The sequence below is a fragment of the Maribacter stanieri genome, from assembly GCF_900112245.1.
GTDB classification, from domain to species: domain Bacteria; phylum Bacteroidota; class Bacteroidia; order Flavobacteriales; family Flavobacteriaceae; genus Maribacter; species Maribacter stanieri.
The window spans coordinates 52,604-72,242 of the sequence record NZ_FOYX01000001.1; the positions used below are offsets into that span (position 1 = coordinate 52,604).

16 protein-coding genes and 1 tRNA gene are annotated in these 19,639 nt (G+C 35.2%); 4 read left to right on the top strand and 13 right to left on the bottom strand.

Annotated features, from left to right (window positions below):
• Positions 1-22: 22 nt before the first annotated feature.
• A complete protein-coding gene (gene era / locus BM296_RS00215) occupies positions 23-907 on the bottom strand; it encodes a GTPase Era (RefSeq protein ID WP_091900522.1) in 885 nt (294 codons plus the stop codon).
• Positions 894-2,258 (bottom strand): alanine/glycine:cation symporter family protein, encoded by a 1,365-nt coding sequence (locus BM296_RS00220; protein WP_091900524.1) that lies wholly within the window; start codon positions 2,256-2,258, stop codon positions 894-896. Before BM296_RS00220 ends, era begins: the two co-directional genes overlap by 14 nt.
• A gap of 194 nt (positions 2,259-2,452) precedes the next feature.
• On the opposite strand from BM296_RS00220, the gene BM296_RS00225 reads away from it, so the two are divergent.
• From BM296_RS00225 to BM296_RS00240, 4 genes are all read left to right on the top strand, one after another.
• A tRNA-Met gene (locus BM296_RS00225) sits at positions 2,453-2,525 on the top strand.
• 54 nt (positions 2,526-2,579) lie between these two features.
• Complete coding sequence (locus BM296_RS00230) at positions 2,580-3,899, top strand: tyrosine-type recombinase/integrase (RefSeq protein ID WP_073240417.1); 1,320 nt, start codon at positions 2,580-2,582, stop codon at positions 3,897-3,899.
• Positions 3,892-4,635, top strand: coding sequence for a hypothetical protein (locus BM296_RS00235; RefSeq protein WP_091900526.1), 744 nt, complete (start codon positions 3,892-3,894; stop codon positions 4,633-4,635). Before BM296_RS00230 ends, BM296_RS00235 begins: the two co-directional genes overlap by 8 nt.
• 37 nt (positions 4,636-4,672) lie before the next feature.
• A complete protein-coding gene (locus BM296_RS00240) occupies positions 4,673-5,101 on the top strand; it encodes a hypothetical protein (protein ID WP_073240419.1) in 429 nt (142 codons plus the stop codon).
• A 927-nt stretch (positions 5,102-6,028) separates the two neighbouring features.
• Here BM296_RS00240 and BM296_RS00245 read toward each other — a convergent pair.
• The 11 genes from BM296_RS00245 to BM296_RS00295 all read right to left on the bottom strand — a co-directional run bounded on the left by BM296_RS00245 (position 6,029) and on the right by BM296_RS00295 (position 19,501).
• On the bottom strand, positions 6,029-6,988 hold the full coding sequence (locus BM296_RS00245; protein WP_091900527.1) for a fumarylacetoacetate hydrolase family protein: 960 nt from the start codon (positions 6,986-6,988) through the stop codon (positions 6,029-6,031).
• Positions 6,989-7,003: 15 nt separating this feature from the next.
• The gene (locus BM296_RS00250) at positions 7,004-8,143 is read right to left on the bottom strand and encodes an FAD-dependent monooxygenase (RefSeq protein ID WP_091900529.1); all 1,140 of its coding nucleotides are present in this window, start codon (positions 8,141-8,143) and stop codon (positions 7,004-7,006) included.
• Between the two features lie 40 nt (positions 8,144-8,183).
• A complete protein-coding gene (locus BM296_RS00255) occupies positions 8,184-9,299 on the bottom strand; it encodes an alpha/beta hydrolase family protein (protein WP_091900531.1) in 1,116 nt (371 codons plus the stop codon).
• A 48-nt stretch (positions 9,300-9,347) separates the two neighbouring features.
• Positions 9,348-10,340 (bottom strand): VOC family protein, encoded by a 993-nt coding sequence (locus BM296_RS00260; RefSeq protein ID WP_073240423.1) that lies wholly within the window; start codon positions 10,338-10,340, stop codon positions 9,348-9,350.
• A gap of 282 nt (positions 10,341-10,622) precedes the next feature.
• On the bottom strand, positions 10,623-11,255 hold the full coding sequence (locus BM296_RS00265; RefSeq protein ID WP_091900532.1) for an O-methyltransferase: 633 nt from the start codon (positions 11,253-11,255) through the stop codon (positions 10,623-10,625).
• Between the two features lie 6 nt (positions 11,256-11,261).
• The gene (locus BM296_RS00270) at positions 11,262-11,558 is read right to left on the bottom strand and encodes a DUF3861 domain-containing protein (RefSeq protein ID WP_084134914.1); all 297 of its coding nucleotides are present in this window, start codon (positions 11,556-11,558) and stop codon (positions 11,262-11,264) included.
• 100 nt (positions 11,559-11,658) lie between these two features.
• Positions 11,659-12,870: an MFS transporter gene (locus BM296_RS00275; RefSeq protein ID WP_073240424.1), complete on the bottom strand. Its 1,212-nt coding sequence runs from the start codon at positions 12,868-12,870 to the stop codon at positions 11,659-11,661.
• Between the two features lie 12 nt (positions 12,871-12,882).
• Positions 12,883-14,508: an arylsulfatase gene (locus BM296_RS00280; RefSeq protein ID WP_091900534.1), complete on the bottom strand. Its 1,626-nt coding sequence runs from the start codon at positions 14,506-14,508 to the stop codon at positions 12,883-12,885.
• 134 nt (positions 14,509-14,642) lie between these two features.
• Entirely contained in the window at positions 14,643-17,516 is a 2,874-nt protein-coding gene (locus BM296_RS00285; protein ID WP_091900536.1) for a TonB-dependent receptor, read from the bottom strand.
• Positions 17,517-17,806: 290 nt separating this feature from the next.
• Positions 17,807-18,718: a helix-turn-helix domain-containing protein gene (locus BM296_RS00290; RefSeq protein WP_073240426.1), complete on the bottom strand. Its 912-nt coding sequence runs from the start codon at positions 18,716-18,718 to the stop codon at positions 17,807-17,809.
• 24 nt (positions 18,719-18,742) lie between these two features.
• On the bottom strand, positions 18,743-19,501 hold the full coding sequence (locus tag BM296_RS00295) for a cyclase family protein (protein WP_091900538.1): 759 nt from the start codon (positions 19,499-19,501) through the stop codon (positions 18,743-18,745).
• Positions 19,502-19,639: the final 138 nt, after the last annotated feature.

Here is a 19,639-nt window from a genome sequence, read left to right on the forward strand (position 1 = left end):
ACTTAGATATGGTAGAGTTTTATTATTTATTGTATCCAAAGCGCTTTAATTGACGAGCATTACTTCGCCAATTTTTATTCACTTTTACATACAATTCTATATGCACTTGTTTGCCAAAGAATTTTTCTAAATCTTTTCTAGACTCAACACCGACTTTCTTTAAAGCTGCACCTTTATGACCAATTATAATTCCTTTTTGAGAATCACGTTCTACCATAATCACCGCGCGCATACGAATGATGTCTTCATCTTCAAAAAATTCCTCGGTTTCTATTTCAACCGCATAAGGAATTTCCTTTTTATAATTTAATAAGATTTTCTCGCGAATAGTCTCATTTACAAAAAAACGCTCTGGTTTATCTGTTAATTGATCTTTTGGGTAATATGCTGGAGATTTAGGTAATAACTCAATAATACGCTCAAACACCCCCTTAACATTAAAATTAGATAGTGCCGATATAGGGTGTAATTCTACACTAGGCAACATCTCTTGCCAGTATTGAACCTGCTCTTCCAACAAATCTTGGGTTGCAGTATCTACTTTATTCAACAGTAATAGAACGGGAATTTTACTGTTCTTTATCTTTTCAAAGAATGCTTCATCCTTTAAGGCTTTCTCCCCTATCTCAACCATATATAAAAGCACGTCTGCATCTTCAAAAGCAGATTTCACAAAATCCATCATGCTGCTCTGAAGTTGATATGCTGGTTTAATAATACCAGGTGTATCAGATAAAATCATTTGAAAATCATCACCGTTTACTATGCCTAGAATACGATGTCTTGTAGTCTGTGCCTTTGAGGTAATAATAGATAATTTCTCACCTACAAAAGCATTCATCAAAGTAGATTTACCCACGTTAGGGTTTCCTATAATATTTACAAAGCCTGCTTTATGATCTGCCATCCTTTAACTTTATTATGTATTTCTTCAATTCCACATTTACCTTTGGAGCCAACAAAAGTACGGCAATCATATTGGGTATCACCATAAGAGCATAAGACAAATCGATTAAATTCTTCACCAGTTCTAATGAAGCAACTGCTGCGAATACAATCATTATAACAAAATACCAATTATAAAATCTACCAATTTTAGCATTCGTTAAAAAAGATAATGATTTAACACCATAATAAGAATATGTAAAAAGTGTTGATAATGCAAAAGCCGTAACAATTACCATTAAAAGTATATCTCCCCACCCAAACAATGTAGTTTCAAAAGCTGATAAAGTCATTACAATACCACTAGAATCCTCTAAATATGCACCACTTAAAATAATAACTATTGCCGTAAAGGTACACACCAATATTGTATCAATAAAAGGACCTAACATTGCTACCAAGCCTTCGCGAATAGGTTCATCATTTTTAGATTGTCCATGATACATTGGCGCACTACCTAAACCTGCCTCATTGGAAAACATCGCCCTACGAACCCCAATAATAACAAGCCCCCAAAATCCACCAGTTGCCAATGATTTAAAATTCCATGCCTCTGTTATAATCATTTTTAGAGATGGAAGTATTTGTTCCGAATTTAAGGCCATTACTACAATTACCGCAACTAAATACAAAGCCACCATAAAAGGTACTATTGCGGATGCTACCTTTGCTATATTTGACAAACCTCCAAAAATCACCAAGGATGTTATTATCGCTAAAACTATACCAATAGTCCATTTCCAATTCTGATCACTCATTTCAATCAGTGTAGTACCAGGATCTACAACACTCATGAATGTTTCTGTAAATTGATTAGCTGTAAATACGCCTAAAAATCCGAACAAACCACAAACAGCAAAGAATATTGCTAACGGACGCGCCTTTTCACCTAATCCTTTGGTGATGTAATACATTGGACCACCTTGTAACTTACCCTCAGAATCTATACCACGATACATAATTGCCAGACTACAAGAATAGAATTTAATACACATACCTATTAAAGCTGTCATCCAAATCCAGAAAACTACCCCAGGACCACCGTCATGAATAGCAATTGCAACTCCAGAAATATTACCTAAGCCTACGGTAGCAGCAACAGCGGCAGATAGTGCTTGAAAAGAACTCACATCTCCTTTTGAATCTTTATTATCATATTTACCTGCTGTAATTGCGATTGCATGACCGAAAAAACGGTAAGGCATTAGTTTTGAATAAAAAACAAGAAAGAGTCCGCCTCCTATTAACAAAAGAAACATTGGCCACTCGGTATACGGCAGTGCGCTCGCTATAAAGTCATTAATTGTATCCATAATATTGCAAAAAACCGAAGTTATGGATTTAATGTTTTTTAAAAGATAATGGTCTTAAAAAATATTATTTAAATAAGTTTTGAATATAGAGAAAATGTGTTGTATATTTGCAGCCCGTTACAAATAGTAGCGCACCTTTATCTCGTCAGCTTAATGACCTGAAGTTGCAAAACAAGTGAGATAAAAACCCATATCGCGGGGTAGAGCAGTAGGTAGCTCGTCGGGCTCATAACCCGAAGGTCGCTGGTTCGAGTCCAGTCCCCGCTACTAAGTTTAAAGTATTTAAAAACAACGGTTTAGTTTTCGCTAAACCGTTTTTTTATGCCTAATTTCAAGGAGTTAGTTACCTTTGAATACGAAAATGAATACGAAAGTGCATACGATTTGTCTGTAAAAAGAACCTTTTCCTCACCTAAAATATATTCTGCAAACGGCGATTTAAAAAAACGCTGGTATGTCTATTTTTCTTTTCGGGAACCTAAAAGTGGAAAATTAAAGCGTCAAACTCCTTTCTACGGGGACGCAAATAAATATAAGACCAAAGAAGATAGAATGTCCGTTTTGGTCATCTATAGAAAAGTTTTATTAAGACTACTGAACCAAGGTTATAATCCTTATTCCGATAACTTAGAATTACACCAAAGTTTACATCGCAAAAACAATGTTGCAGTTCCTGCCGATCTAACCAATAATAATTTAGAGAAATCCATTCCACTGCCAGGGAAAACATCGATGACAGTAAAGGAAGCTTTTGATTTTGGAATGAAGCTAAAAGAAAAATTGGTAAGCACTAGTACCAAAAGAGATTATGAAAGCAAAATAAAGAACCTTTTGGAATGGCTTTCAGTAAATCACCCTGAAATACGATTCATACCTGAGCTTAACAAAAAGCTTGTTGTAGGATTCTTAAACGATGTGTTACACAGAAATAGTGCTCGTACAAGAAATAATTACAAGACCGACCTAAGTAGCATTACCCAAGTATTGGTAGACAATGAAATTATAGAACAAAATTTCATAAAGAAAATACCTAACTTAAAATCCATACCAGAACGGAATAAAACATATTCCCAGAATATTCAAGAAAAGATTTTTGAATACCTAGAAGTTCACGACCCGATTTTATTACTCTACATTAAATTTATTGCCTATAACTTTTTACGCCCTATAGAAGTCTGTCGACTTAAAGTAAAAGATATTGATATCGAAAACAAAAGAGTTCAATTCAAAGCTAAGAACAGTCCATTAAAGACCAAAATAATACCAGAGCTATTGTGGATGGATTTGCCAGACCTTACGAAACTGGATAAAGAAGCCGTCTTATTTACACCGGAAAAAATTGGCGGCGAATGGGACACCCTTGTAGATAATAGGCGAGACTATTTCAGTAAACGCTTTAGAAAAGTCGTTAAAGAGCATTTTAAATTAGGAATAAATTATGGGCTATATAGCTTTAGACACACCTACATAACTAAGGTTTATAGAGCTTTAATGAAGGACTCCTCCCCTTTTGAGGCTAAAAGTAAGTTGATGTTGATCACAGGACATTCTTCCATGACGGCCTTAGAAAAATATTTAAGGGATATAGATGCCGAACTTCCCGAAGATTACTCAACAATGTTAAAAAATGTACATGAATAAAACCTCTTTGGAACTATTGTACAAGAACCTGTTCTCAAAGCTGTGGGAAGAACTATTATTTTTCATCCCTGATAATGAAGTTTCAAATGAATTCTTAGAAAACCATAAAGAAATAGAATTCGAAAAACTTCGTAATAAAATATTAGTGATAGATTATTATAAGGGGCCTACACGCTACGAAACAGGTAGGGACAATTACATGATAATACTTAAAGACAGCACATTAAAAAAAAGTACACGTCAATTATTAAATGCAAAAGCAAATTCCAATGCACAGGAATTTAATTACATTCTAGAATTATATTTCGAGCAGGTTGAGTGCTTACATTTTATTACAAATTGGCTGAATAAAAATATAACCCAAGTACTACCTCAAGAGGACACTATTCTAGGTTTGTTTAAACTCCAATATAATTTTCACAAGTCACATTTTGAAACAATTCTTAAACAGTTTTATCCCGATATGCAATCTTTGCCGAAAGGTAATTTTAATATCGGAAAATCGGTAGAGTCATCTTTGCCTCATGTATCCAAACTTTTTTATACTAGGGATATACAAAATGTAATACCTGGAGTTTCAAATTTACAAGAAGAGCTGCATGAAAACCTTCCCACTTCTACAGATAAGAAAACACAGCGCAGCAAAAATAAAAAACTACCTCTTATTTCCGATTCTGAGGCAGAAGCGATTTTATTAAAACGTATTTTCAATATTGATTCAAAAGTACTTAAATAAATTATACGTAAATTAAACGTTTAATTTACGTATAATTATGACAAAAACTGAAATTTGCAAGTATTGTGGTGGTGACTATGTTCCAAAAAGAAGAGGTGCGCAAAAGTTCTGTAGCAACTCTTGCCGTAGTTTAAACTGGAAAAACAACCAACAGATTAAAGAATTGAAGGTACCAGATGTAAACACTATAGATGAGAAACCTGTTTTAGTACAAAAGCCGAGCTTTCATGAAAAAATGTCTTTAGCAGGAATTGCAAATGCTGCCGCAGGAGCTGCTGTTACAGAAATAGCAAAGGATTTTGTAACACCTTATGCTAACAAACCTGCTACTAAAAAAGATATTGAAGATTTAAAAGCATTTCTTAAATCTCGTTATTTACCTATCTACAATTTAGGCAAAGATGTATATGATAGAATCCCATATTATGATGTCAAAACATGTAACATTATTTACTTGAAGAGTTAAAATAGAACAGACAAACTTCACTCATAAATATTTAAAAGCTTAAAAATACCAGAATTTTAAATCTCTATTTGCTGGTTAATGTTCCTATATCTTGCTCTATGGTGTTCCGGATTTTTGGCATTCTACTCTCGGTAATTTTTAAAAAAAGCATACTTAAAAATAATATACTATTCTATAGAAACTTTGGAATTAAATTACAAATTAACATTCTCCGCACAAATTTAAAGCAGTTTTATAAGTATAGGTGGGGCATTAAAATATTGCGAAAAGCGCCATTAACATAGTTATAGTTTTGCGAAAATAAAGTTCGAGCGAAACCGGTCGTTGCTGCACTTGAGTAAAAAAAATAATGAACCAGAAGAATCCTGTAGTATTTTATAAATGATACGTCTTAATTTTGAGGGTTTGATATGATTTAATAATACTGATTTTGATTTGAACCCTGTTTAAGTTTTTCATTTATGCTTTATTTTTTGATTTAAGACAAGGGAAGTATGAATTTGTTGATCTGTAAGTTTCGTTTAAAATATTTCGGAGCAATTCTCCTATTATCAAACTATAAATAATCTTCTTTATAGGAACTGATAGAATAATTTTCTCAAATTCTCAAATGAATCAATGTGATGGTAAAGCGTATGACGCCATTAAAAAATACGCGATGCCTTAATATTCCGAAATTAGTTTAGAAATATTCAATAAAGGTACACTCTAAATGTGATGATTAAAATCAACGAAATAGGAAATACGGGCTTCAACCTTGCAATTGCACCTAAAAAGGATAGTTATCTTATACTAAATGAAACGTTTCAACAAGGAAATCAGCTAAACTTATTTTAAATATACTATTACATTCTAGAATATGCTTTTAAATAAATGAAGCTAACTTAAGTAAATCGAATCCACGAATCAAACAGAAAATTTACAAATTTAAACGACTTTATTCCTCAACACCCCAATCCCCTCAATCTCTAATTCAACCTCGTCCCCAGGTTCTAATGGTCTATGAACCGAAAAGTTATTTTCAATAAGACTTCCCCATCCAACGGTACCACTACCTAAAATGTCACCAGGCATTAACTGAACATTATTTTCTGAAGCTCTTTTTATCATTTGCGGAAAGGTCCAATACACGGTTTTATAATTGCCTTCACAGATGGTTTTTCCGTTTATTCGTGCAATCATTTTTAAATCGAAACGGCCATCAGTTGTTTGAGGCATTTGCAAATGCTCTGGATGCATTTCTCTTGAAATCGTACACCTATATTTCTCGAATTCATCTTTGGTAACAATGCAAGGCCCAATGGCATTTGCAAAATCTTTGCCTTTATGCGGTCCAAGAGGCACGGTCATTTCCTGTCTTTGAATAGCTCTAGCGGTCCAATCATTAAATATGGTGTATCCAAAAATATAGTCATCGACATTTTCGACCTGAATATCTTTACCTTTCTTACCCATGATAACAGCCAGCTCTAACTCAATATCAAACTTGGTTTCCTTTTCTGGGCGCTTTATTTCAGCTTCTGGCCCATAAATCGCCTGATGATTGGTAAAGTAAAAGATAGGAATGTTATACCATTCTGGGCTAACGGTATGTCCAAAAGACTTTGAAGCATTTAACATGTGCTCCTCAAAAGCAACATAATCTCTAAAACTTCTTGGATTCGTTAGTGGAGCCAATAGTTTTACTTCTGATAATTGATAATGAGGTGCTAGGTTTTCTAAATTATTATCCTTTATTATTTTGAAATACGTTTCATGGTCATCAATAAAGCTTAACATATCATTTGGTAAACTGGCGTCCGCTTTTTGCATAGCAATTACACCATTGCCTTTTAACCAGCCAATTTTAACAGCTCCTATATTATTTTGAAAAGTAACTAATTTCATAACATTACTATTTTATTAATGTGGTGCCATTAAAGTACCAACAGCCTTACCAATGACTTGACCAATATTTGCTCCTTCAGGAAGCGGTTTTCCTTCAAACTCCAATAATTCCCATTCTGCGAGGGTTTCTGATGCATCTACAATCGCCATACATCGTTGGTGACGTCTTTTCATAAAGGCTGTGAAAGCTTTTTCAACAGTATCTGCCTTATCCAATTCCTCTGCTAAAACTACACCATCTTCAAGCGCCAATGCGGCTCCGGAGCCTAATTGCGGAACGGTTGCATGGGCACCATCACCTATAACAATAGCTCTGTTTTTAAACCAAGGGTCTGGTAAATGACTTGCTTCTATTGGACGATAATTGACCAAATCTGGTTCTGTAATTTGAGGGATGATGTCTTGGGCAATCTTAGCTGGAAATTCAGATAAATAATCCTTTAACATAGGCACATAGGCAGATTTCTCAATCCATGGGTTATCGGCTCCTTCAGCAGACACCAAGAACATATACATACTGTCATCAGACATTGGTATAAATCCAATTTTACTACGCTTTCCATAATACATATATGCTGTATCTAGGTCCTCATGCTTTTTAAAGGCATACCGCCAAACTGAAACACCCATATACTTTGGTTTAAAATCACCAAAAATCAATTTACGCATATCAGAATTTATACCATCTGAAGCGATTAAGATATCATAGGTTTTTTTAGTGTTATCCGTAAATGTTACGGTAACGTCATCTTTGTTGTTTTCGATATGGGTAACCGTAGTTCCCATTTTATAGTGAACACCAAGTTTGATAGCCTTATCATACATGATTTCATGTAAGGTACGTCTTGAAATACCATTATGGCTAGGGTACTTCCCTATTGGTGGTGCTCCTGCAAGACCAATAAAATGTCCTGTAGAAGTGTACATTTTTAATTGTCCGTATGGATAACCTTGCTTCATGGTTTCATCAGCTAAGCCTAATTCATCCAATGCTCGGAGTGCATTCATTTGTTGAATGATTCCTACTCCATATACATTATACACATCTAGTCTTTCTGCTATTTCAACTTCAACACCCTTTTGGGCTAAAGCAATTGCAACGGACTGACCTCCAATACCACCACCAACTACGAGTACCTTTTTTACTGCTGACATAATTAGAACTTTTAATATTATTACCTAGGGAAACAAGCTATTACGCATGAATTTTTTCTGCAATCCAATCGTACATATCTAATGTAGGCATGAAATTATCTACTTGACAATGTTGCGCACCACTTTCTCCATCTGGTACAATTTTCATTTTATGTTCACAGGTAAGATGCTTTTCTAGTGTGATGGCATGCTCCGCAAAATTTTGCTTATCGCCACCACCATGCATAATGAATGTTGGCATAGAGATTTTTTCGGCAACACCGTTCTCTAAGGTAAAGCCTTCTAATTTTTTAAGAACAGCTTCATAACTATCAACACCCATAATATGCTGTACAATTTCAGCTAAAGGATGTTTCCCACTTCTACCTGCCCAAACAGAATAGTAAGACCAGACAGCTCCGAATACCATACATACTTTAAAACGAGGCTCAAATGCTGCACAACGTGCTGCCATGTAACCTCCCATAGATACCCCTGCAATACCAACACTAGTAGTATCGACTTCATCTTTCAAGTTTTCTAAAACCCAATCCAAAACCGCTGTACCAGCAACATTATAATCATGTCTAGAGTGAATATGGTTTAAACGTAAAGCAGCTCCTTGACCTGGGCCGTCCATAGCTAACAAGGCAACACCTCTTTCCATTAAATGGTCACCTATGCCAAAATAAAGTTCTTCAGCTAAACTATCTAAACCACCAAACATGACCATTACTGGTGGATTTTTTACGCCCTTTGGTTTAAAAAGATATCCTGGTAAAAAAGAACCTTCAAAAGGAACTTCTACCTGAATTGGTTTTTCTTCAAAATATTTGGTCGCCTTTATAAAAGCCTCTCTTGCTTTAAGGTAGGTCGGTATTTTTCGGTCATCTTGTAGATTCATAAAAAATTCCGCCGTGCGTAAATAATTAAATGCTCTTAAATAGGTTCGCCTAGCAGATACAAAAGCATTGTTCTTTTCATAATCTTCTGCCCAACCATAAACCTCATTACCTTTATTTAGCCAAGCTATATTAAAGGTTTCTCTATTATCTGGGTCAATATTGCCCGCTGCTTCTAATATTTCTGCAAACTCGCCACCACCATAATGTGCTTGGGTCAATGCTCTATTAACTTGATAAGAAGGCATGTATTTGCCTGGAAAAAAATGCCACATAATACGTGTGTGTTTTAAAAATTGTTATTGCTACTTAAATCAAGTAGCCTAAATATCTACAGGTTTCACTGTACCATCATCAGATAGTCCAAGTTTTTTACCTTTCGCCATTTCTGCAAACGGATTTACAGAGCCCCATGCATCATTTGGATTATCTTTTAAATAATGAACATCTAAATGATCTGGTGCAAACACTAATCTAGCACAAGCATAGAATTCAAATAAAATTCCACTTCCTGGATCAACAATGTAGATAAAGAAACCTTCATCTGCCTTGTGCCTTGTTGGTGCACCCATAACACTCTTATACCCCTTTTCTATAAAATAGTCTAAGGCTAAAAGTACCTCTTCACGACTATCTACATTCCAACAAATATGATTTAAAACTGCTTGATTTGGTTCTATATTCGGGTCTGTAAAGATGGCAATGTCATGTGATAAGTTTGCAAGGGTATGTAAACCTCCAATTGGGGGTATTTCATCTGAAATACGAATTTCATCTGGATTTTTAAATCCTAAAGCTTTCCAAAATGCTTTTTCAGCAGGGTAAGCACCTTTTGATACCATATATGTTACGTGGTCAAATCTTCTTGGATTAGCACCTTGTAAACGATTGCTAGCATATCGATCGGCATACACACTACCACGTTCCCCTTCTTCACGAAGCCATTGTACATCCCAAAAAACCTCATGCATATGGCCTTCAGGAGATTGAAATTTAAAAGCTTTACCATGACCTAGGTCACCATCATACCAACCTCTGCCTGCACCAATACTTTCCAAATATTCAACAGCTTCTTCTAAAGCCTCTGGGCTATCCGCTCTCCACCCAATATGTCCAAGTCCAGACTTGTCGCTTTGCGTTAATTTTAAGGTATGATGAAAATAATCTCCCCAAGCTCTTAAATAAACCGAACCTTCTTCTCTTCCTGTTATATCCATTCCAACGATATCACCAAAAAAATGTACCGATTTCTCAAGGTCTTTGGTTAAGACCTCAACATGGGCCATTTGCGAAAAATAATGTGGGTTTTTTGCCATTTCTATAAATTTTATTATTCTTTCTTTAGTATTACAAATTTACTTTATACTTACTCAAATTCTGAATCATTAAGAGGGATGTACTATTCTAAATCAATTATATTTATATTTATTACAAGGTTTATTTGGTTTAAATTATTCATTTTAAGCTAAAATCTGCTTAAGACAAGAAGGTTACTGATTTAGTGCTTAAGACTAATTTTACATATTAGGTCTCAATTACACTGAACTATTATCAATTATCTATTTATGCTTTTCGTTAATTAAACCTTTTCGTAAAACCTATTTTATTTGCTCGTATTGACTCAATTCCATTCCACTTCCAATAGGCAATAATACTGAAGAGAAAACTCCTGTATTACGTATTCGGTTTTGATAGCGTTTTGTTTCTTCAATTGATTGTGTCGGGAATATCATATTATCTGCAACCACCCAAGCCTTATTTTTTAATTTAGGATAAAATAATTCAAAGCAAGGCAGGTATAATTCTTTCCAAACATCTACTAAAACAAAATCAAAAGTCTCTTTTGCTTCTTTCATAAGCGCTAAAGCATCACCCACTCTAAAATCAACATATTTCGAAAGACCCGCTTCGTATAATCTATGTTTAGCGTATGTTACTTTGGTTTCATCGGCCTCTAACGTAATTACAATGCCGTCATTTTCTCTTGCTGCTTCTGCCAACCATAGGGTAGAATAGCCATAAGATGTTCCTATTTCTAATATCGTTTTCGATTTAGCTGATTTTAATAAGGTATTCATAAAAACGGCAGCATCTTCACCTACCGATAACAAAAACTCATCACGCCGTTTCATACCTTCAACAACAGGCAAAGACTTCATAATCTCATCCTCTGACTGCATGCGCTCATCATAAGCCGCTAAAACTTGAAGAAATTTCGAATCCTTTGTCATTCCTTTTTATTCCTCGGATTTTAATTTTTTCATCATAGCACCAAAAGCTGGTCTGAAATCTTCAAATAGTGGATTGTCTTTGTTCTTTAACATAACTTCACTAAAAAGTTTAAGTCCAATTGCAAATTCTACCGAATCTTGTTCCGTTTTAAAACGGTTTCGTTTTTTCATACGTTCGATAATATTGAATATATTATCATGGTTGCCAAATTCAAATTCAATAGGTTCATAGATTTTGTGATCTGGTCTTAGTAATTCTAAAAGCTCTAGTTTTAATTTATATTTATTTGCTTTCTTTTCCATAATCTATGTGTTTCAGAACTAATTGATTTTTTTTGCATTTACGAACAGTTTCTCTCTTAACTAAAATGCCTAGGCAGCTAATATTTCATAAACTATTTATCTACTTGCTTACGCTCTCAACAAACACTTTTCCCTTGGTTTCCTCTAATTTGGATAAGAAAAATAAGGCCAATACTGCCAATGCTGCAGCAACCCATAAAAATGCTGATTCATCAAAAATATCTGAAAGTGCTCCAGATACGGCAGGAATAATTACACCACCAACAATTTCTGCAACCGCAGTTACAAAACCAATTGCTTTTGCTTTTAAATGATTAGGAACGGCTTCAGAAGGCACTATAGCAGCAACTAGAGGTATTGCACCTACCATAGCGTAACTTAAAAACATTGCTGGTAAATGAATGCCAGACCCATTTAGAAAATATACTGCAAAAGGATAGAATATACCCAGACCAACAGCGATATAAAGTGCTTTTTTTCTTCCAATCTTGTCAGAGATACCTGGAAAAAATAAAGATGAAATAAGCATCGCAACACCTAATAGACCCATGGTTTTTTGCATATCACCAGCAGACATTCCTTGTACATCAGTAAAGTATTTGGTAATGAAAGGTATGGTAGCAAACCACCAACCAAAGACGCAGCAAGCTAAAGCAGTTCCCCATTTTATATTCTTGTAAGCCCAAATTTCTTTTAGTGCAAAACCAGTATTGTTTTCAGCGCCCCTACTTTCTGTAGTTGATTTTTTAAGATAGAAAGCCGCAATTAGCCCTAGTGCCAAACCAGGAACACCAGCAATATAAAAGGCTGTGCGCCAACCCATATTTTCAGCTATTTGAATCAAAATTACGGGTGCTAAAATAGAACCAAATAAAGCTCCACCAACAGCTTGTAAAATGCCTACATTAAGACCAAGTCTACTAGGTGTAGATTCTCGTTCCACAAAGACTTGCGCCAATGGAATTACCGGACCTTCTGCCAAACCCATAATTAAACGAGCCACCAATAAGGTCCCAAAACCAATAGCCATACCTGAACCAAATGAACAGACAGAAAAAATAACGATGGCAATTAGAAACGTGATTTTGTTTTTGTTTTTAGACTCTGACCATGCTGTAGTATAATAACTTGAAAAAGCCCAAGCCAAAGACAGTACTCCTGCTAAGAGTCCTATTTGAGTATTATTTAAATTAAGGTCTTTGGCTACGAAGGGAACTAAATAATTTAGCGCTAACCTGTCAAAAAATAGTACTCCAAAGGTCAAGGCCATTAAGCTAACTATTCCATTTTCGTATGAGAAAAATTTTTTCATTGCTACAATAATTTAATGTGGTGATTTTCTAAACTGTGTTTTTTTACCCATTTCCTCAGACCATGCAATAACTCCATTATTTTTTGCCCATTCATTGTAAATAGCATCCATTTTTGCGATGGTTTCAGGTTGTGTAGCTGCTATATCGTTTGATTCGGTTCTATCGGTGGAAAGGTCATACAATTCCCACTCTTTGTTGTATTGATGAACACCTTTTAAATCGCCAAGCCATACCGCGCGATCACCAAACCACTCAAAACATATAGGTTGTTCTCTAGTCCAATCTTCGCCTTGTAATAGAGGTAAAAAACTTTCACCAACAAGAGGGTTAGGTGTTACACCATTATAGCTTTCAGGATATTCAATATCGGCAATATCTAATAATGTTGGCATGATATCTACAAGATGCGAACCTCCCTTTAAAATCTTACCAGATACTTTTTGGCCTGGATAACGTATGATAAATGGAGTTGCTGTACCACCTTCATAAGGAGATGATTTGTAACTTCTAAGTGGACTATTTGAAACTTGAGCCCAGTTTTTTGAATATGCCTCCATTGAACCGGCAGTACCTACAGGGCCTTCGTTTCGTTTAACGGTAAAAGGCATTTTACCAACATCCATATTTTCAGCACCATTATCGGATAGGAAGATTATTACGGTATTATTCAACTGTCCTGTTGTGCCTAAATAGTTTAATAGTTTCCCTATATTTTGGTCTAGGTTATCTACCATGGCGGCATAAACTTCCATTTTCAAAGTCCACTCGCTTTTTTCTTCTGCGTTCAGGCTATCCCATGCCGGTAATGAATTGTCCTTAAATGGATTCCATTCCTCTTCTGCCAAACCTAGTTTTTTAACATTTTCAAAACGTAGCTTGCGAAGCTCATCCCAACCTGCATCATATTTACCTTTATATTTTGCAATGTCTTCTGGCTTTGCATGTAAAGGCCAATGTGGTGCGTTATAGGCCATGTATAAAAAGAATGGTTTTTCTTTTTCTTTGTTGGCAACAAAATCAATGGCCCTGTTAGTCAATTCATCCGTTAGGTAAAAGTCTTCTTTATCAATATTGTAAACCTCGTTGCCTTCATATAAAAATGCTGTAGAAGGCGGGCCCTTCAAAAGTGGCTTGGTATCAAAATAACTTTCCCCACCATCTAAAAATCCAAAAAAGTTATCAAAACCACGTTGTATTGGCCAATGTGGTTTATCGTTCCCAACATGCCATTTTCCCGTCATGTAGGTAGAATAGCCCCCATTTTTAAATACTTCGCCTAAGGTTAAAGATTCTTTATTAAGATAGCCTTCATAGCCAGGCAGACCAAAGTCTTCATTAAAAAAGCCTATACCTGCTTTGTGCGGATATTGACCTGTGAGTAGACTTGAACGTGAAGGGGCGCAAATAGTATTTGTGTAAAATCTTTCTAACCGTGTTCCTTCAGATGCAAGACGGTCAAGACTGGGAGTGTTTATTTCCGATCCGTAATTGCCCAGGTCTGAAAAGCCCATATCATCGGCCATAATTAAAACAACGTTTGGCTTTTGATCGGTTTGAACAATTTCTTTCTTATCTATAGCACCATGTTTGCAGCTCAAAAAGAAAAGCGTCATAATACCTAAAACTAGTATTCTCATAATGTATTTTTTAATTTTTAAAATATATAACAGCCTTAAGTATATTCAGATGTTTTAAGTGACCAGAGATACTGAATCATAAGAAATCCTGTATCTCTAGTTTAAAACACTTACTTAAAAAGCTAAAACAAAACTTAGAATCTATAGGTCGCTGTCAAGAAATAAGCTCTTGGCATACTTCCTTGGGTCGAAAATATAGCATTAGGATTGTTGGCGATAAAATCTGGCGGAAAACCATCTCTGTTTAGTGCAGCAGGGAAACCTCCAGGTCCTTGCCATCCTAAAATCCCATATTTATCCAAGACGTTGTTAATGTTCAATTGTAAACCGAATTTTTTAGAAAAATCATAACCGAAGGCTAAATCTACACTACCGAATGCAGGTAATAGAAATGAATTGGGCACGTTAGCCTGTCTTGCTCCCATATAACTATAGTTTAAAGAACTATAGAATTTTTCACCGTTGTAAATTGGGTTAATATTGAATATTACGTTTGCACTGTTATCTGCTTCGTTGCCCGAGTATTCAATAATGGTATCGTCTGCTGGCCCATCTCTTCCTTCATTCCAAGTCGTGTATTTGTCGGCTTTAGCATATTGAATTACCGCATTACTTCTTACCATCCATTTATCGGTTAAATTAATGGTTGTTTCTAACTCAAAACCAAGAGTTGTATACTCGGCAAATTGAAAAGGAGGTGAATACCTCGTACCATCTTCATTTGAAAATGTTTGAATATTAGGAACATTATTCAGGTTGCTGTAAAAAGGTGTTGCTACCAATTGTAGTTTCTCGGTATTTACTTTATAACCTATTTCAAATTGTGTTATTTCTTCCAGTAATGCCGGTGTATTTTCTACCAGTGCATCATCATTTAAATCAAGGTAGAAGAAAGTCGATGGTGCTTTATTACCCCGAGCAAATCTGGCATAAATTGCCTGCTGGTCACTGAATTTATAATTAAGACCTGCGGTATAAGAAAAACTATTTAATTTATAATCGTAATTAACAGGGGCGCCTGCGGTACCACCACCGTTATCCCAAAGGGTTAGCGGATTTCCATCAAGCCCACCAAAAGATGGATCATTTTGTCGTGGATTTGGAACACCGATAGAATTAAAACCTTTAGAGGTTACATCTTCATATCGCATTCCATAATCTAATGTAAGTTTTTCTGTAATCTTCCAATTATGACCAAAGAAGAGCGCAAAAATACCCTGTGTGGTTTCACCATCATCAGAACCAGTCCATCCAACATTCATAAAACCTTCTGGACTAGTAACATCATAGGTTTGACCATTGTCTGCGTCTAACGTAATTTGGGCAGGTACCGGTTGGTTTTGAATTAAACCACCGCTTAGCCCCATACCTTTGCTCCAGTTGGTAATATCTAATTTAGAACGACTATAAAAACTACCTAAATTAAAACTACTTTTCTCTGTTTTTTTAGTAAACACCAATTGATTGGCAATTTCATTTCTGTCAATATCTTGATAGAACAATGGCATAAACAAAAGCGAATTTGGTTGAATGTTTGATCCAGGAAAATTATTGTTAGGCCCTGGAGTAAGAATTGCTGGAGGTCCTGGGACAGCATTTGGACCTACATTTGGCGCTAAATTAACAGTACCAAATTCCTGTCCTGTTCTCGGATCTGCAAAACGATATGTTCCTGTTCTGGCAGGGTTTGGACCAGCAAACAATCCTGGTATCGCATAAAAAAGAAAACTGGTAGTGCTTATTGGCGTAACCACTGCTGTAGCGTTTCTTTCATCATCTTTTCTTGAATATTTAAAATCGTTCTTTAAAGAAAAACCATTGCCCAAATCCTGTTTCCAATTAAAACCAATTGAACGGTCTATGTTGTGTAATAAATCTGTAGAATTGATGGTTCTTGTACCCGCTTCATTAAAAGGTACTTCCATTGAAAAATCATATAAAGCATAAGAATCGTATTTAGAAAAGCCATCTGCAATTTGTGGGTCTTGCCAATTCGTAGATGGTATAAACGCCATTCTATCATTCTTATCATTTAGATATTTTAAATTCAATTGAAAGAATCCTGTTTTATATTTTTTTACCAAGTTAGCTCTTATCTGACCACCTTTGTTTACAGGATATCCACGATCTCTTGCGCCGTCCGATTGGCGGAAGAAACCTCCAACATTATAAGTCCAACCATTACTCATTGGTCCGCCAATATTAAAGTCAGCCCTATAATATGGGTTTTTTCCATTGCCTTCAAGACCATACTTAGCACGTACTTCACCAGCAAATTCATTACCTCCTGTTTTGGATACGTAATTAAAAATACCACCTGGAGCATTTGCGCCCAAAATAGATGCGGTACCACCTCTAACAGCTTCTACTCTTGCCGTCATAGCATCAGCTCTCAAAAATAAATCTGGAAATAATTCCACATTTGTAACAGGTAAACCATCCTCTTGCAAGGATACATATCTATACCCATTAATATTATCAATTGAGTTTGCCGAAAGTCCTCTTGAATAAACCGAGTTCCAAATTTCTCCCCGTGCTTGGTTTACAAATACCCCCGGTATATTTTTCAATAAATCCGCTGAACTCGTAGGTGCAACTCTTGCCAATTGTTTGGCACCGATAGTTGTAATCGCCACAGATGCATCCATACGACTACGTGAATCAAAAACACCAGTGACAATAACATCATCTAATTGTGTGGCATCTTCAGATAACATAACGGACAATGATTGGGATTGAGGTACGGATACCGTAATTTTTTGTCTTGAAAATCCAACGTAGGAAACAATTAATTGATATTCTCCAGAATCCAAACCACTAAGGGTAAATTTTCCGTCAAAATCTGTCATTGTGCCATTTTTTGTGCCTTCAATCAAAACAGAGGCACCAGGTAGAACGGCACCAGCTTCGTCTTGTACTTGACCAGAAATTTCACCCGTTTGTGCCTGGGTAAAACCAATCAATAAGAAGCCTAAACAAGTTAAAAGTAGTCTAGCGTGATTTTTCATTTTAGTTAGTTTAAGTTGGATAAAAAATGATATTTATCATTTTAATATTTAAATTTTATTAATATATCAAAAATGATGTCTACAAATTTCTAATATAATAATGGTATTTGTGAATCAAAAAAAGAACTATACTATTCAAAATCAAATCTTTTTGATGATTTTTTAATTTAGATTTTGTTTAAACACAATCCAAATAGATATAATTTTTCTACAAAATCATTTAGCAGAATCGATACCGGAAAGTGGCAAAATTTAAAATGGGAATAAAGGGCAATTTAAAATGGAATACACTAGTTGGTTTGTGCGTATTCTTTTGGAGAAAGTCCGGTTTGTTTTTTAAAAAAACGCGCAAAATTACTTGGGGTCTGATTACAAAGTTTCACGGCGATTTCCGAGATGTTAAGTTCAGAATGTTTGATTAATGTTTTTGCTTCTAAGATGAGCATTTCTTTAAGAAGATCCTGTGCGGTTTTATCAATTGCGGTTTTAACACATTTATTAAGGTAGTTTGGTGTAACATTCAATAAATCTGCATAGTCGGTTATATTTTGATAATCATAAATATGTTTTGCAAGTGCATGTTTATACCGTTTTGTAATTTCAAAATTCGACTTTCTATTTTTCGTTACAACCTCTGGCATTTCAGATTTAAGTTCCTCAAAAATTGTCATTAAATATAAGGAAATCAAGTTTTTACCAGAACTCTCTCCTCTATAAATAGTGAATAACCGCTCTAAAATATCAGCAATGATATCCTGTATTTTAGTATTTAACTGTACTATAGGATTAGACTGGTATTGAAAAAAAGCAAAACGCTCGGTCAACATACCTTTTGGGAATATATCTAGAATACGTTCATGAAAATGGCAGTAAAAACCTTCGGCATCTTCACTGATCATATCATGCTCCGTAATTTGATATGCGGGTAAAAAGAAAATAGCAGGAGCCTTTATTTCATAACTATTTAATCCTTTACTTCTTCTAGAGGTTCCTTTGGTTAAAAAAAAGAAATCGTGAAAAGTTTTACGATGGGGTAGTACATGAAAACGTTTCTTGTCACTAATATCATCGATCCTATTAATATGAAAGTCATCATGTCTTGTATTGGATATTATGGGCAACCAATCAATAGAATGCATATGAAAATTAGATATTTCATATGAACTTAAGGTCGGTATATTTTTTTCTTTACCAATTTTCATGTTTGCTCAATACCTAAGTGAAAATTATTCATCCAAAATGGCTACCGCACGGGTCCACCCTGCGCTGGCTTTTTCAATTTTTGCCGGAAAACAAGCTACTTTAAATCCAAAAGGGGGAAGTTTATCTAAGTTAGCCAATTTTTCTATTTGGCAGTATTCTTTTTCAATACCTACGTAGTGAGCTTGCCAAATGATCCCTGGTCTAGGGTTTGATCTGTAATCTTTAGCTTGTAGGTGTAAAGGAATGTCCCAACTCCATCCATCTGTACCCATAACCTTAATACCTTGGTCTATTAGCCAATGAGTTGCTTTTGCAGAAGCACCAACATGCCTACTGGTAAAATCTTTTTCGTGTAAATGTTTGGAAGCATCACAACGAATTAAAACAATATCGTAAGGCTTTAAGGTGTATTTAATGGCGGCTAATTTCTCTTTTAAATCGTTTGGTTCAAACATATAACCGGCGGGCTTATCCGTAAAGTCCAACACAACTCCATCTCTAAAAAACCAATCCAGGGGCATTTCATCAATTGTTCTTGATGGTTCGCCATTACAGGTTGGGTAATAATGGTAGGGAGCATCAACATGAGTTCCAGCATGACTATTTACCGTTAAAAATTCTCCGGCAGGGCCATTTCCATCTGGAAATACATCACCTAAACCATCGAATAAAATCTTACCCATGGTTTTAGCCCCTTTTTTGTGGTCTTCATAATTAATGGCGGTAGGGAAAGGCTCTTTTACTTTGTCTGAAATGGTTACGGATAAGTCAATTATTCTCATAGTCTATTGGTAATAATTCATTTTAAGCATGAACTTTATTAATAAATCGTATTTTTTGTAGGATACTTTTGTAAAGTTGCTAAAAAGAAATATAAAAATTGAATCAATTATAGGCTAAAAATATTCAATATCAATCCT

Coding starts and splice junctions, on each gene's coding strand:
- era (WP_091900522.1), bottom strand. CDS start 907: ATGGCAGATCATAAAGCAGGCTTTGTAAATATTATAGGAAACCCTAAC.
- BM296_RS00220 (WP_091900524.1), bottom strand. CDS start 2,258: ATGGATACAATTAATGACTTTATAGCGAGCGCACTGCCGTATACCGAG.
- BM296_RS00230 (WP_073240417.1), top strand. CDS start 2,580: ATGCCTAATTTCAAGGAGTTAGTTACCTTTGAATACGAAAATGAATAC.
- BM296_RS00235 (WP_091900526.1), top strand. CDS start 3,892: ATGAATAAAACCTCTTTGGAACTATTGTACAAGAACCTGTTCTCAAAG.
- BM296_RS00240 (WP_073240419.1), top strand. CDS start 4,673: ATGACAAAAACTGAAATTTGCAAGTATTGTGGTGGTGACTATGTTCCA.
- BM296_RS00245 (WP_091900527.1), bottom strand. CDS start 6,988: ATGAAATTAGTTACTTTTCAAAATAATATAGGAGCTGTTAAAATTGGC.
- BM296_RS00250 (WP_091900529.1), bottom strand. CDS start 8,143: ATGTCAGCAGTAAAAAAGGTACTCGTAGTTGGTGGTGGTATTGGAGGT.
- BM296_RS00255 (WP_091900531.1), bottom strand. CDS start 9,299: ATGTGGCATTTTTTTCCAGGCAAATACATGCCTTCTTATCAAGTTAAT.
- BM296_RS00260 (WP_073240423.1), bottom strand. CDS start 10,340: ATGGCAAAAAACCCACATTATTTTTCGCAAATGGCCCATGTTGAGGTC.
- BM296_RS00265 (WP_091900532.1), bottom strand. CDS start 11,255: ATGACAAAGGATTCGAAATTTCTTCAAGTTTTAGCGGCTTATGATGAG.
- BM296_RS00270 (WP_084134914.1), bottom strand. CDS start 11,558: ATGGAAAAGAAAGCAAATAAATATAAATTAAAACTAGAGCTTTTAGAA.
- BM296_RS00275 (WP_073240424.1), bottom strand. CDS start 12,870: ATGAAAAAATTTTTCTCATACGAAAATGGAATAGTTAGCTTAATGGCC.
- BM296_RS00280 (WP_091900534.1), bottom strand. CDS start 14,508: ATGAGAATACTAGTTTTAGGTATTATGACGCTTTTCTTTTTGAGCTGC.
- BM296_RS00285 (WP_091900536.1), bottom strand. CDS start 17,516: ATGAAAAATCACGCTAGACTACTTTTAACTTGTTTAGGCTTCTTATTG.
- BM296_RS00290 (WP_073240426.1), bottom strand. CDS start 18,718: ATGAAAATTGGTAAAGAAAAAAATATACCGACCTTAAGTTCATATGAA.
- BM296_RS00295 (WP_091900538.1), bottom strand. CDS start 19,501: ATGAGAATAATTGACTTATCCGTAACCATTTCAGACAAAGTAAAAGAG.